Here is a 13762-nt window from a genome sequence, read left to right as displayed (position 1 = left end):
TCTCCCCGATGTCGGAGTTGTCGAGCAGGCCGCCCGTCGCGAGCGGCGAGTAGCCCTCCACGAGGATGCCGTGCTCCTTGCAGTACGCGGTCGTCTCGTCCTGGGTGTTGCCGACGAACCAGCGGATCTGGTTGGCGTGCGGCACCACGTCCGTCGCCGCGATCAGCGACTCCAGATCGGCGACCTGGAAGTTCGAGACGCCGATGGCGCGCGAGCGGCCGGCCTCGAGGATCTCCTCCATCGCCTTCCACGCCGCGATGTTGCCCTCGCGGTGGTCGGAGCCCATGTCCTGCCAGGGCCACGGCGCGTGGATGAGGTACAGGTCGACGTGGTCGAGCTCGAGCGCCGCCATGGTGGTCTCGAAGCTCGCCTTCGCGCCCTCGTAGTCCTTCACCTCGGCCGGGAGCTTGGTGGTGATGAACACCTCGTCGCGCGGGACGCCGCTGTCGCGCAGGGCTCGGGCGACGCTCGCCTCGTTGCCGTAGGCGCGGGCGGTGTCGATGTGGCGGTAGCCCGCCTCGAGCGCGGCGGTCGTCGCGTCGTAGGCCTCGGGGCCGTCGGGGATCTGCCAGGTGCCGAACCCGATCTTCGGGATGGCGACTCCGTTGGACAGCGTGAACGTGTCGGTCAGGGCGGGCATGACTCTCCTCTGCATCGGTCTTCTCCGCGGCCCGCCACCGGCGGCACCGCTCCTTCCACGCTAGGCCGGGCCCCCGGCTCGCGCGGGCCCCTTGCGCTGTGCGCCTCCGGTGCTACGCGTCCGTCGCGCTCCCGGCTGCCGACCACGCCGACCCCGCAGAACCGCAGAAGTCGCAGGGCTCGCACGCGAGCACCGCGACTTCCGCGGACTCGCAGGCCGGCACCGTCGGCACCGCCGGCCCGCCCCCGCGAGCGGCCGGCGCCTCCCCCCTGAGACGCCGACCGCTCAGTCCCGCGCCACCGACCAGGGGGTCCGCAGCGCCCGCTCGGCGAGCAGCCGCCGCTCCCCCGTGATCGACACCTCCGCCGTCACCGCCGCGTCCGCCGCCGAGGCGCCGGCCGTCAGCCGCAGGGGCCCCGGGTCCACGGCGAGGCGGCCGTCCTCCCCCGTCACCGCGAGCCGTGCCGCGTCGACGTGGAAGTGCACCGTCAGCGTCTCGCCCACCGCGATCGGCACGCGCGCGAAGCCGATCAGCTGCGCGACCGGCCGCACCACCGCCGAGGTCGGGTAGCCCGCGTAGAGCTGCACCACCTCGACCGTGTCGGCGCCGTCGTTCCGGAGCGACACCGCCACGTCGAGCGATCCGCCGACCGGCAGCTCCGCAGCCGACGCCAGCTCCAGGTAGCTCACGGAGCCGCGGGTCAGCCCGTAGCCGAACGGGTAGAGCGAAGTCGCGTCCAGCGCCGTGATCCCGGGGTTCGAGAGCCCGAGCGACGGCTGGAGGTACGTGGTCGACGCGGACGGGAGCCGCGGGATCTGCACGGGCAGGCGCCCGGTCGGAGCCACGCGGCCCGAGAGCACGCCGGCGACCGCGGCCGCCCCGTCCGCTCCCGGGAAGAACGCCTGCACGAGTCCGCGCGCCGCTCCGAACGCCCCGAGCGCGTAGGGCCGGCCCGAGAGGACGACCACCACGGTGGGCACGCCGGTCTCGAGCACGGCCGTCACCAGCGGCTCCTGCGCTCCGGGGAGGCGGAGGTCGGCCGCGTCGCAGCCCTCACCCGAGGTGCCGTCGCCGAAGAGCCCGGCGATGTCGCCGACCACGACGACCGCCGCGTCGGAGCCGCGCACGAGGTCCACCGCCTCCTGCACGCCGTCGGTCGACGCGGAGGTGATCGAGCCGCCCTCCGCGAAGCGCACGCGCGACGAGCCGAACTCCTCCTGCAGCGCCGTCAGCACCGTCGGGATCGACAGGCCGAGGTCGTGCCCGGGGTGCTTGGAGAGCACGTGGTTGGGGAACGCGTAGCAGCCGACCAGGCTGCGGAACTGGTCCGCGGCTGGTCCCACGACGGCGAGCGAGCCGGAGGACAGCAGCCCCGCGACGTCCTCGTCGCGCAGCAGCACGACCGACTCCTCCGCGATCCGCGCCGAGATCGCGCGGTTGCGGGCGCTGTCGAGGTCGACCTCCTCGGCCCCCTCGGGCACCAGCGGGCCGCCGTCGAGCAGGCCCGCCTCGAACTTGTGGCGCAGGTGCCTGACGACGGAGCGGTCGAGGTCGGCCTCGTCGACGACTCCCTCGCGGATCAGGCGCGGCAGCTCGCCGTACGCGGCCGTCTGCGGCAGCTCGACGTCGACCCCGGCGTGCAGCGCCAGGCGCCCCGCGTCGGCCGCGTCGACCGCGACGTGGTGCATGGCCTGGAGGAACGGCACCGCCCAGTAGTCGGCGACGACCGTGCCCTCGAAGCCCCAGCGGTCGCGGAGCAGCGTCGTCAGCAGGTGCCGGCTGGCGCTGCTGGGCACGCCGTCGATGTCGGTGTACGAGGTCATCACGCTGCGGGCGCCGCCGTGCCGCAGGGCGGCCTCGAACGGAGGCAGCACCGTGTCGGCGAGCTCGCGCGGCCCCATGCTCACGGGGCCGTGGTTGCGGGCGCCGCGGGAGGCGGCGTACCCGGCGAAGTGCTTCAGCGTCGCGACGACACCGGTCCCCTCCAGCCCGGCCACGTAGGCGGCGCCGAGCTGCGAGACCAGATACGGGTCCTCGCCGAGGGTCTCCTCCACGCGGCCCCAGCGGTAGTCCTTCACGACGTCGACGACCGGGGCGAGGCCCTGGTGGATGCCGAGAGCGCGCATGTCCGAGCCGATCGCCTCCGCCATCTCGCCCACGAGCTCCTCGTGGAAGGTGGCCGCCCAGGCCAGCGGAGTGGGGAACGCGGTCGCGCCGTACGCGGCCAGGCCGGTCAGGCACTCCTCGTGCGCGATGGCCGGGATGCCGAGGCGGCTGCCGGCGACCACGCGCTCCTGCAGCTCGCGGAGCCGGCGGACGCCCTCCGCGACGGTCACCGGCTCGGTGCCGAACACGCGGGTCAGCTGGCCGAGGCCGCCGGTGAAGAGGTCGTCGCCCGCGGCGGGCCCGTCGTCGAGCTTCGGAGCGAAGTCGTCGGCGGAGTCGGTGAGCCAGACGGAGCCGAGCTGCGCCGCCTTCTCCTCGAGGGTGAGTTCCTGGGTCAGGAGGCGGGCGCGCTCGGCCGGAGGCAGAGCGCGGTCCCGCCAGTCCCGCCCGGGAGGACGCGCGGCGTCCGTCCCGGGCAGTGCTGGGGAAGCGTCGTGCATCAGCCCTTGAACGCCCCGTCCATGATCCCGGACACCATCCGGCGGCCGACGAAGAAGAACGCGATCAGCAGCGGGAGGGTGGCCATGAACGATCCGCCCATCGCCAGGGCGACGTCGATCGAGCGGTTGGCCTGCAGCTGCTTCAGCGCGATCTGCACCGTGAACAGCTCCGGCGACTTGAGGACGATGAACGGCCACATGAAGTCGTTCCAGACCGCGGTGAACGTGATCAGTCCGAGGACGAACGCCGCGGGGCGGACCACCGGGAAGGCGATGCGCCAGAACAGCTGCCACGAGTTGGCGCCGTCGATGCGGGCCGCCTGGATCAGCTCGTCGCTGACCGTCGTGGACATGTGCTGCCGCATCCAGAAGATCCCGAAGGCGCTGGCCAGGCCCGGCACGATGATCGCCTGGAGGGTGTCGACCCAGTCGAGCGCCGAGACGATCAGGTACTGCGGGATGATGCTCAGCTGCGCCGGCACCGTCATGGTCAGCAGCACGATCAGGAACAGCACGTTGCGGCCCGGGAACTGCAGCTTCGCGAAGGCGAAGCCGGCCATCGCGCAGAGGATCGCCGAGATGACGGCGATGCTCAGCGACACGATGAGGCTGTTCAGCATGGAGGCGATGAACGGGACGGTGTCGAACACCTTCTCGGCGATCGCCATGAAGTTCGTGCCCGGGTACAGGCGCGGCGGGATCGACGTGACGGCGGTCGCTCCGACCGATGCCACGACGAACATGTAGTAGAGCGGGAAGATCGAGACGAGCACTGCGATCACAAGGAAGACGTAGGTCGGCCAGCCGACTCCGCCGCCCTTCCCGCGCCGCTTCGGCAGCTGTGCCTTCTGGACCGTGGGGGCCAGCGTCTGCGGGACGGCCTGGTCGATCACATCCGACATCAGACGGCCTCCTTCCGGGTGCGGGTGGAGAGGTAGAAGTTGAGGAGGGAGACGAGGACCACGATCACGAACAGCACGACGCCGATGGCGGATCCGTAGCCGAACTTGAACTGGCCGAAGCCCTGCTCGTAGAGGAAGAGCGCCAGCGTCTGGCACTGCCGGCCTGCGCCGCAGGTGAGGCCCGATTCGGGAGCCACCAGGAGCGCCTCCGTGAAGATCTGCAGACCGCCGATGGTCGACATGATCACGGTGAAGACGATGATCGGGCGCAGCGCCGGGATCGTGAGGTGGCGGAACTGCTGCCAGCTGGACGCGCCGTCGACGGAGGCCGCCTCGAACATCTCGCGGGGCAGCGACTGCAGGCCCGCCAGGTAGAGGAGCGTGTTGTAGCCGAACCAGCGCCAGAAGACCATCGTCGAGATGACGATCCAGGAGCCGTAGTTCGTGGCGAGGAAATTGATCGACGGCAGTCCGAAGATGCCGAGGAACCAGTTGATCAGGCCGAAGTTCTTGTCGAAGATCTGCGCGAACACGATCGCGGTCGCCGCGACGGAGGTGATGTACGGCACCAGCAGCGCCATGCGGAAGAAGTTCGCCCAGCGGAGGCGGGCGTGGTTCAGCAGGTGCGCGAGGAAGAGGGCGAACAGCAGCTGGGGCACCGTCGAGATGATGAAGATGCCGAAGGTGTTGACCAGGGCGTTCCAGAACCGGGAGTCGGCGAAGAGCTGCTGGAAGTTCGCGATGCCGACGAAGGTCTGCTCGCCGATCGGGTTCCAGTCGAAGAGCGAGACGTAGAACGTGAACAGGAGCGGGAAGAGCCCGAAGACGATGAAGATGATGAAGAAGGGCGCGACGTACGCGTAGGGGGCGATCCGCTCCGAGAGGGAGTTGCGGATCCGCGCGGCCTTCTGGACCGGCGCGCTGGGCTGCTTGCGCTGCTTGCGGGGTGGTGCTGCTGTCACCGTTGACACGGGAGAACCTCCGTCGAGAAAGGGGGGAGGGGCCCGGCGCGCGAGGCGCCGGGCCGCTCGGGTGGGTGGGGCGATCAGCCGCCGATGGCCTGCTTGGCCGTGTCGAGTGCGGTCGACCACGCCTTGTCGGAGGTGACGTTGCCGGCCTCCAGCTCGACGAGGGTGTTGAGGAGTGCCCCGTTGATGGGGGTGGTGTCCGGTCCGTTGTAGAAGGACGGGAACTGCTCGACGGAGGTGGCCATGACCTCGCCGATCTTCGAGTCGCCGAAGAACGGGTCGGTGTACGACTGGACTTCTTCGCTCGCGACCGCCTCGGTGGCGGCGGGCAGCGTGCCCGAGGCCTTGAAGTGGTCGGTCTGGCCCTCGGCGGACATCATCGTCTTGATGTACTGCCAGGCGGCCTCGGGGTGCTCGGCGCGGGCGGGGATGGCGATGACGCTGCCGCCCCAGTTGCCGCCGATGCCGGGGACGCTGGTGACGCGCCAGTTGCCGGCGGTGTCGGGGGCGTCGGTCTTGATGCCGGCGAGGATCCACGAGGGGGCGATTGTCACGGCGAAGGCGCCGTTCGCGCGGCCCGGGGCCCAGCCCGAGGACCAGGCGGCGATGCCGGCGCTGATGCCGGCGTCCTTGGTGTCCACGGCGACCTGGAACGCGTCCTTCACCTGCGGGTTGGTGTCGTAGACCAGCTCGCCGTCGGGCGAGTAGTACTTCTCCGAGACCTGGTTGACGGTCGAGAAGAAGACGCTGGTCTCGATGTTGTCGACGAAGGGCTTGCCGGTCGCCTCGGTGTACTTCTTGCCGGTCTCGATGAAGGACGGCCAGTCCTTCCAGAGGTTCGCGACCTCGGCCGGGTCGGTCGGCAGGCCGGCCTGCTCGAAGAGGTCGGCGCGGTAGGCGAAGCCCAGTCCGCCGACGTCCGTCGGGACGCCCACGACGGAGCCGTCGTCGGCGGTCGCGGCGGACGCGGCCCACGGGAGGTAGGTGGAGGCGACGTCGTCGCCGCCGAGGGTGCGCAGGTCGAGGAAGTTCGAGCTGTTGGCGACGAACTGGGGCAGGTCGTCGTTCTGGATCATGACCAGGTCTGGCACCTTGCCGCCGGCGAGGGCCGCGGTGAGGGCGGTGGCGGTCTCGGTCGTGCTGCCGACCTCGGAGAGCTTGATCTTCGCGTCGGGCATCTTCGCGAGGTACTCGTCGACGCTGTCCTTGGCGTTGATGCCGGTGAAGGACCAGAAGGTGGCTTCGGCGTTCGGGTCGTCCGAGGCGCCTCCTCCCCCTCCGGACGAGCACCCGGTCAGGGTGAGCGCGACTACTGCTGCTGCTGCGGCTACGGCCGTCAGGCTTCTTTTCACGACAATTCCTCTTCGTTGGGGATTCGCAGGGTTTCGGTGAGGGCGGGCCTCAGAGAACGATCTCTTGGCGGCCAACCTAACCCGCCCGCGAGCACGACGCAAGCGAGAACCGGTCTCCGCGAGATAACGATCTCCGCCTAGTATCAAAGGGAAGTTTCGCAAATCGAGCAGTTCCGGACGGCCGCCCGCCGCCCCGTGCGAGTCTTCACCTCGATGCTCTCCCCACCGTGCTCCGCGGGGAGGCGCGGAAGCCGGAACCTCCCCTCGCAGAAGGAAGCAGCATGACTCGACCCACGCTGGTGGACGTCGCCCAGGCCGCAGGCGTCTCGCGCGCCACCGCCGCCCGGGTGCTGGCAGGCGGCACCAATGTCGACGTCCGGATGACCGCCGCGGTCGAGCGCGCCGCGAAGTCCCTCGGCTACGAGGCGAACAGCGCCGCTCGGATGCTCCGCGGCGGGCGGGCCGGGGCCATCGCCCTGATCGTCGCCTTCAACGAGCTCGACAGCCTCACCGGGACGTTCTTCACCTCGGTGCTGAAGGGCGCCGCGAAGGGCCTGTACGCCGGCGAGGTGCAGCCCGTGCTGCTGCCCGCCGACCACGACGACAGCGACCGGATCCCCCGCTTCCTCCGCTCGCGGGCCGTCGACGGCGCGATCGTGATCCTCCAGCACGAGATCACCCACCTCGCGCAGGCGCTGGCCGACTCCCCCGTGCCGATCGCCTGGGTCGGCCGCCCACGCGTCGCCCTTCCCGAGGACGCGATCGTCATCGACTCCGACAACTACGGAGGCGGACGCCTCGCCGCCCGCGCGCTCGCCGACTCCGGCCGCCGGCGCCTGGGCATCATCGCCGGCCCGCACGACATGGAACCCGCCCGCGACCGCATCCGCGGCTGGCGCGACGAGCTGACCGAGCTCGGCCTCGACCACAGCCCGATCGTGCACGGCGAGTTCACCCTCGAGAGCGGATCCGCCGCGATGGCGCGCCTCCTGCAGCGCCACCCCGACCTCGACGGCGTCTTCGCCTCGTCAGACCTGATGGCCAACGGCGCGATCCGCGTCCTGCAGGCGTCCGGCCGCCGCGTCCCCGCCGACGTCTCCGTGATCGGCTTCGACGACGTCGTCATCGCGACCACCTCGGATCCGACACTCACCACCATCCGCCAGCCCCTGGAGGACATGGGCCGCGTCGCCGCCGAGACCGTCGTCGCCGTCGTGCAGGGCCGCCCCGTCGACCGCCAGCCGATCCTCGCCACGACCCTCGTGCAGCGGGAGTCGGCGTGACCCCGCCTCCCCCGCACCGCCTGATCGTCAGCACCGACGCCGCGAACGAGGCCGACGACCAGTTCGCGATCGTCCAGGCGCTGCTCTCGACCACCCTCGACGTCCGCGGCCTCGTCGCCGCGCACTTCGGCCGGCCGGGAAGCATGGCGGAGTCGCGCGCCGAGATCGATCGGGTCGTCGGACTGGCGGGCTCCTCGGTCGTCGTCGTCGACGGCGCGGAGTCGGCCCTGCCCGCCGAGCCGTCCGACGGCGCCCGCCTGATCGTCGCGGAGGCGCTGCGCGACGCGGGCCGGCTGTGGATCGCCGTGCTCCCTTCACGCCCTCGAACCGCGTGGGGTCGTTGATCAGCAGCCGCTTGCCTTCAGCCAGGACCGCGTTGTTGGCGGTGTCCCACGCGACCCCGAGTCCCTCGGCGACACGTGCGACGGTGAGGTGTGCGACCACGATCCCTTCCAGCGCCCACCGCAGCCCGGTGCGCGAGAGCTTCGCGCGTGGCTCCGCCGCGGCGCTGGTGTTTTGGCGCCACACGTGTCCGCAGTCGGCACAGCGGTAGCGGCGCACTACAACTTCCAGCACGGTCGGTCGCCAGCCCAGCGGCTCGTGGGCCAACCGCCGGATCACGGTGTCACGAGCAGCGCCTTCGCTGCCGCACCGTCGGCACCACTGATCTGGTTCCACCACGCGGCACGCGAGGACCGCACGATCCGGTTCAAGTCGTTGTCCGGTCACGCTCAGACCGAGGCCGTCGAGTCGAGCGAAGGCGGTCAGGTCAGGGCGGCCGAAGCCGACCGGCGGGGTAGCGTCGGTCACGTCGAGGTCTTTCGGATGGATGGCGTAGGAACCTCCGTCGTCGGGAGACCTCGACGTCTATCTGCGGACCGACGCGCCCGGCCGACCTACACCGTCATCTGAGAAGACCCCTGAAACGTCTTCGCCGACGACGGGGCCGGCGAGGAGGAGGGCGCGGTGAGTTAAAAGAATGGAGCTTGCTCGGCTTCGACGCCGCCGCAAGCTCCGGTGAAACGGTCGGTACTGGTCGGTCGTCGTCGGTCACCACCGGGTGGCGGCGTCCTCCACGCTCGGCGTTTGCGCAGGTCAGCGGCTCGTTCGCCCAGTGGGCGCATCAAGCGATAGACGCAAAACCGACGTCATTAGGTCGTCCGTTCGATTCCGACAGGCGGCTCCGGCGAACCGTTCTGGTGGTCGCGCGATGCGCTGGCCTCACGGCTCTGCCCGACACCGACGTCGCTCTCCTCTGCGACGGACCCCTCGCCGGCTGAGCGCTCGCGGCCGGCATCCTGTCCGTGTGCCGATAGGCCTCGCACCGCTCGGCAACGCAGCGTGGCGTTGCGTCGCGACCTGGCGACGGCTCGGCGGGGCGCGATCGTCTCGTGCGTTGGCGGACTACGGGAGCTTGGACGCGAGGACGTCGGCCGCCAGGATCTCGGGTGCTGAGCCGAGGAGGTGCTGGTTGGCCATCAGGGCTGCGACGATGGCGCCGTTGGCGTGGGCGTCGCGAGCGGCTTCGTCGGGGAATGCATCGAAGATCCAGAAGGTGTCGGCGTGGGTCCTGACCGCGAACCAGACAATCGTTCCTACTTCTTCGTTGGCGAGTGCGACAGCGCCGGCGAGCAGATCGGCGACCGCGTCGTGCTGTCCATCGGCCGCGACGATCTTGGCGACGAAGGCATACGGAAGTGATGCGGGTGTGGACATGAGGGACTCTCCTTGACGTCGGGGTTCTTCGTGGGACGAGTTCAGCGTATGACGAGCGAGGGCCGGTGGGGAGTGGCGTATACGGCAGTATTGCTATTGTTTACGTCATGCGTATCGGACTGATCGCGATCGACGGCTGCTTCGGTTCGGCTATCGCGTCGATCATCGACATCGTGCGGGTGGCCGACGGAGCCCGCGGCGATGTCGACCCGCGGATCGACCCGATCGAACTCGCCATCCTCGGACCGAAACGGCGAGTGACCACGACGGCATCGATGACCCTGTCGGTGGACCACCCGCTGTCGGAGTCCGGAGAGTTCGACGTGGTCGTCGTCCCTGCGCTTGGAACCCTTACGGCCGCCGCTACCAACGACGTCCTCCAGAGCCGAGATGCTCGTTCGGTCATCGCCTCGCTCGGGCGCCTCGACGAGGCGACCACCCGGATCGCCGCGGCGTGCACCGGCGTGTTCGCTGTCGCCGAGACCGGACGGATGCATCATCGGAGGGCGACGACCAGCTGGTTCCTGGGGCCGGAGTTCCTGAAGCGCTATCCGACCGTCGCCCTCGATCTCGACACCATGGTCGTGGTCGACGGGAACCTCGTCACCGCCGGCGCCGCGTTCGCCCACATCGACCTCGCGCTCTCACTCGTGCGATCGATCAGCCCCGACCTGGCCCAACATGTCGCCAAGCTCCTCATCATCGACGAGCGTCCGTCTCAGGCGGCCTTCGTCGCCTACGAACATCTCCGGCACGAGGACCCGATCGTCGTCGAGTTCGAACGCTTCGTGCGCGCCCGCCTGGACGAACCGTTCAACGTCGCCTTCGTCGCGCAGTCGCTCGGCACCAGCCGGCGCACCCTCGAACGACGAGTCCGTGCGGCGCTCAACCTCACTCCGCTCGGCTTCGTCCAACGGCTTCGCATCGAACGAGCTCGGCACCTCTCAGCAACCACGGACTTCACCTCCGCCGAGATCGCGCTACGGGTCGGCTACGCGAATGCCGAGACTCTGCGCTCCCTCCTGCGCAGGGAGCGACGCCGTTCCTGACCTATCGCCATGCCTGTAGCCGGTGTCCTAGCGCTCGACTGGAACCACCTCTCAGCACGTCGCGTCGACGCTCCTGCGTCGCCCCTGGACGACCCACTCGACACGCCCGCAGCACAGGTCATGTGACGTGTCCCGGCTTCCCGGACGGTCGGGGTTGGGTGGCTGTGATGTCGCTGCGTTCTCGTCGAGGGGGTCAGCAGACTCGATCAGGGTCGACTGGGATGAGACGCGAAGGCGGTCAGGTCAGGGCGGCCGAAGCCGGCCGGCGGGGTAGCGTCGGACACGTCGAGGTCTTTCGGACGGATGGCGTAGGAACCTCCGTCGTCGGGTGACCTCGACGTCTATCTGCGGACCGACGCTCCCGGCCGACCTACACCGTCATCTAGGAAGAGCCGCTAAAGGATCCCCATACGGAACGGATGCAGCGCCCGTTCCTTGGTCCGTGTCACGCCGGCGGTGCACCGCGCTTCGCGCGCGTGGTTAGGGGATGAACTCTTGGGACCAGTAATCGGCCCGCACCTTCAGGAGAGGTCCCTCGATGGCGGAACTGACCGTGATGGTGCGCGGGTCCCAAAGCGTTCCTGCGATGCGCGCTTGCGGCGTCGTTCCGAGCTCGCTCGACAGCTGCTCGGGAGTCATCGCGTCGGGCGGGCGCACCGAGAACAGCCGCCAGCATCCACCGGAGGCGCACTCGACGGTCTCGCTGACGAGCTCGCTTCCGGCCGGAAAGTCGATGGCCGAGGCCGCCGGCACGTCCCCCTCGGTCCGGAAGACGGCCAGACCGGCGTAGTACACGAAAGCGCAGAGGACGGCTGCAGCCGCGATCGTCGCTCCCGCGACGACGAGCGGGTGTCCGCGCTTTCGGGGCTCATCCATAAGTCCGGACCCTAGCAAGGCGCTGTAGCCCCTAGCTGGCCTCAGCGGAGGGAACCGCGACCACTCCATCCAGTCGCCCCAACCGCACGACCAAGGGAAGAGCGAGGACGTCGCTTACCCTGAGCCAGTGGGGACATTCTCGAAGGCGCGAAAAACGGTCGCGATCGCAGCATGCCTGATCGTCGTCACGGGATGCACGCCACAGCCTGAACCGCCGGCTCCGCCTCCGGTGTCCACAGACAGCAGCTCCGACGCCGCACTGACCGGTGACCTTGGCGTGGCAACGTTCACGGGGAGCGATGGGACGGCCGGCAGCATCCGTTTGAGTGCGGCTGATGGCCGGCTGGCTCTGGCATCAGACGAGCTCGACATTCCCGCCGCGACCGCATCTTCCTCAGGTTCCGTTGCGGTCATGGCAGCGCTGGACCCGATCGATGAGGGCGCCACCTGTTTCGACATTGCTTTCCCAATGGGTCTCGCGGATGCGGAGCCAGGGAAGCCCTACAAGGCCTGGCGGAACCTCGCAGAGTTCCACGGCGACCCGACAGCGATCGATCAGCTCGTCATCACCACCAAGCCCCAGAACGACCCCGACTGCTCGATGAGGATCATTGCTGTCGCTGACGTCCAATGGAGCGTGAAGCCTCAACGCAGTGATCTCGTCGCCCAGGACGCCGGGCCGCGTGCAGCAGCGCGTGGCGAAACGACATCGACGGACGGAATGCCGACGTCGTACACGGTCGCTCGCAACGACCTCGCAGAGGACGTCGCGGCACGATTCGACATGACGGCCGATGACCTGTTCTACCTCAACCCGTTCCGCTTCCCTTCCGACGAAATTCTGCGCGTCGGCGAAGAATTGAACCTCGCCGTCGCGGCGCGATGACCTCCACGCGGGCCACTCGATACCGGGCCTGACGCTCCGGCTCTTGATCAATCTGGTGGAGCGCGGTGCATGATGTCCCGATGAACGTTGGAGAGCCCCCGCGACCGAGTGCAGCGACGCCCATCGTTCTCGCCTTGGTTTTCGGTGGGCTTGCAGCCGCCGTGGGAGCCGTAGCCTCCATCTACATGTGGGACCCGAGCGAGACGTGCAGGACCCGCGGCGGAGGCAGCCTGACGGGAGAGGGGTTCCTCTGGAACCCGCTGTGCTCGGATGGGTCAACCGTTCAGCCGATATGGATGACGTTGACGACTGCTGCGGCGTTGATCGTGGCTGTGACATGCGTCGTCATCGCGGCCATCCGCCAAGCTGAACGTGACGGACGCGAAACTGCGTCGCCCGACGTTCTGCACGACTACTCGCGCCAGACCCTGCCGGAAGACAACGGTCTCCGCAAGCTGGGCGACGAATGGTGACAGACGGTGACTCTCAGGGGTTCTATCGTCTCGCCGTAGCAATGCGGCGTGCATCGGTCTACTGATCCGCGTTCGGGTGACCGCTCAACGATCCTCTAACGGGACAGCGCAGTGTGGTTGTGCATTCGTTTGAGACTGGAACTGTTGAATGAGCATCAACGATGGGGGGTCTCCCGATGGTCGACGTGATTGCCGAACCGTCGCAGCGTGATTTCGTGCGTGCACGATGGCGGCGACGACTGCGGGGAGTGGCGCCTGCTTCCTTCGTCCTGGTGACACTGCTCGGCCTGTTCGGACCCTTCGTCGGCGCCTTCGAGCTCGGTATGAAGTGGGGCGAAGCGCTCGGCTGGGGAACGATCGTGCTGGGCAGCTGGATCCCGACACTGTTCGAGCTCGAGTGGATCCTTCTCATCGTCGGCGCCAGCGCCGCGATCACGCGATTAGCCCTCGCTCCCGAGTCACCGCCGACGACACGACCACGGCGACTCGTCACCACCGTCGCGCTCGTGACCGGCGGCGTGATCCTCACACTCGCCGTCCCTCTCGCCCTCTTCAGCTCACTGATCTTCAACAGCTCCGTCTACAAGGTGCTACCGACCGCGAGCGAGAACGGATGCCGAGTCGCCGTGCACCAGCACTCGTTCCTCACCTCCGCCGGCGGGGTCATCGGGGTCGTGCAACCGGGCGAAATGTCGGTCGAATGGATGTCCACCTACTACAGCGACGACGGCTACCTCCCCTTCGGCGCCAACGGGTACACACTCCAGTGGCGAGGAAACACGGCAATCATCACTCTCGGGGACGGCCCTGTTCAATCCACTGAACTCGCCCCACACGCAGACCTAGCATCGAAAGACCCCGTCACCTGCGGCTGACGGCGAGCCATGGATAGAGCAGATGCCGGGAGCCTTCGGCGTCGGCTTTACCCTCTGCGAGCAGATCCGACATCGAGGCAGCGAAGCAGGACCGAACATCATCTGTAACAGCAGCGCGGCTGGCGACATGTCCCA

General features: G+C 68.9%; 13 protein-coding genes and 1 pseudogene. 6 read left to right on the top strand and 8 right to left on the bottom strand.

Translation table 11 applies throughout. The features are described 5' to 3' along the window. The 5 genes from C5D08_RS16025 to C5D08_RS16005 form a co-directional block, all read right to left on the bottom strand. Nucleotides 1-640, bottom strand: a 640-nt coding sequence (locus C5D08_RS16025) for an aldo/keto reductase (protein WP_104277862.1), incomplete at its 3' end; no start/stop codon positions are given. Between the two features lie 285 nt (nt 641-925). Next, on the bottom strand, nt 926-3247 hold the full coding sequence (locus C5D08_RS16020; RefSeq protein ID WP_104277861.1) for a glycoside hydrolase family 3 N-terminal domain-containing protein: 2322 nt from the start codon (nt 3245-3247) through the stop codon (nt 926-928). Then, nucleotides 3247-4149, bottom strand: a complete 903-nt coding sequence (locus C5D08_RS16015) for a carbohydrate ABC transporter permease (protein WP_104224678.1) — start codon at nt 4147-4149, stop codon at nt 3247-3249. Before C5D08_RS16015 ends, C5D08_RS16020 begins: the two co-directional genes overlap by 1 nt. Next, a complete protein-coding gene (locus tag C5D08_RS16010; RefSeq protein WP_104224677.1) occupies nt 4149-5111 on the bottom strand; it encodes a carbohydrate ABC transporter permease in 963 nt (320 codons plus the stop codon). The genes C5D08_RS16015 and C5D08_RS16010 overlap by 1 nt, the downstream gene beginning before the upstream one ends. Before the next feature lie 83 nt (nt 5112-5194). Continuing rightward, nucleotides 5195-6469: an extracellular solute-binding protein gene (locus C5D08_RS16005; RefSeq protein WP_104277860.1), complete on the bottom strand. Its 1275-nt coding sequence runs from the start codon at nt 6467-6469 to the stop codon at nt 5195-5197. A 281-nt stretch (nt 6470-6750) separates the two neighbouring features. Between C5D08_RS16005 and C5D08_RS16000 the strand changes: the two genes are divergently transcribed. Then, on the top strand, nt 6751-7752 hold the full coding sequence (locus C5D08_RS16000) for a LacI family DNA-binding transcriptional regulator (protein WP_104238437.1): 1002 nt from the start codon (nt 6751-6753) through the stop codon (nt 7750-7752). Beyond that, nucleotides 7749-8096 carry a hypothetical protein gene (locus C5D08_RS17150; protein WP_104277859.1) on the top strand — a complete coding sequence of 116 codons (348 nt, stop codon included), beginning with the start codon at nt 7749-7751 and terminating at the stop codon, nt 8094-8096. Before C5D08_RS16000 ends, C5D08_RS17150 begins: the two co-directional genes overlap by 4 nt. Here the strand turns inward: C5D08_RS17150 and C5D08_RS15990 are convergent. Both C5D08_RS15990 and C5D08_RS15985 read right to left on the bottom strand, forming a co-directional pair. Further along, a pseudogene (locus C5D08_RS15990) lies at nt 8065-8562 on the bottom strand (ISL3 family transposase); the annotation flags it as partial. The gene C5D08_RS17150 and the pseudogene C5D08_RS15990 overlap by 32 nt on opposite strands. 594 nt (nt 8563-9156) lie before the next feature. Continuing rightward, on the bottom strand, nt 9157-9468 hold the full coding sequence (locus C5D08_RS15985; RefSeq protein WP_104277858.1) for a putative quinol monooxygenase: 312 nt from the start codon (nt 9466-9468) through the stop codon (nt 9157-9159). 107 nt (nt 9469-9575) lie between these two features. On the opposite strand from C5D08_RS15985, the gene C5D08_RS15980 reads away from it, so the two are divergent. Then, entirely contained in the window at nt 9576-10517 is a 942-nt protein-coding gene (locus C5D08_RS15980) for a GlxA family transcriptional regulator (RefSeq protein ID WP_053548963.1), read from the top strand. A 480-nt stretch (nt 10518-10997) separates the two neighbouring features. Here the strand turns inward: C5D08_RS15980 and C5D08_RS15975 are convergent, their stop codons facing one another. Further along, the gene (locus tag C5D08_RS15975) at nt 10998-11393 is read right to left on the bottom strand and encodes a hypothetical protein (RefSeq protein ID WP_104260795.1); all 396 of its coding nucleotides are present in this window, start codon (nt 11391-11393) and stop codon (nt 10998-11000) included. Nucleotides 11394-11520: 127 nt separating this feature from the next. Between C5D08_RS15975 and C5D08_RS15970 the strand changes: the two genes are divergently transcribed. From C5D08_RS15970 to C5D08_RS15960, 3 genes are all read left to right on the top strand, one after another. Further along, nucleotides 11521-12279, top strand: a complete 759-nt coding sequence (locus C5D08_RS15970) for a LysM domain-containing protein (RefSeq protein ID WP_146086153.1) — start codon at nt 11521-11523, stop codon at nt 12277-12279. Between the two features lie 296 nt (nt 12280-12575). Next, complete coding sequence (locus C5D08_RS17145) at nt 12576-12752, top strand: hypothetical protein (protein ID WP_181028852.1); 177 nt, start codon at nt 12576-12578, stop codon at nt 12750-12752. A 176-nt stretch (nt 12753-12928) separates the two neighbouring features. Next, entirely contained in the window at nt 12929-13627 is a 699-nt protein-coding gene (locus C5D08_RS15960) for a hypothetical protein (protein ID WP_146086154.1), read from the top strand. Nucleotides 13628-13762 lie beyond the last annotated feature (135 nt).

The organism is Rathayibacter sp. AY1B6, from assembly GCF_002932755.1.
GTDB lineage: Bacteria > Actinomycetota > Actinomycetes > Actinomycetales > Microbacteriaceae > Rathayibacter.
This window is presented reverse-complemented; position numbering and strand designations above follow the sequence as displayed.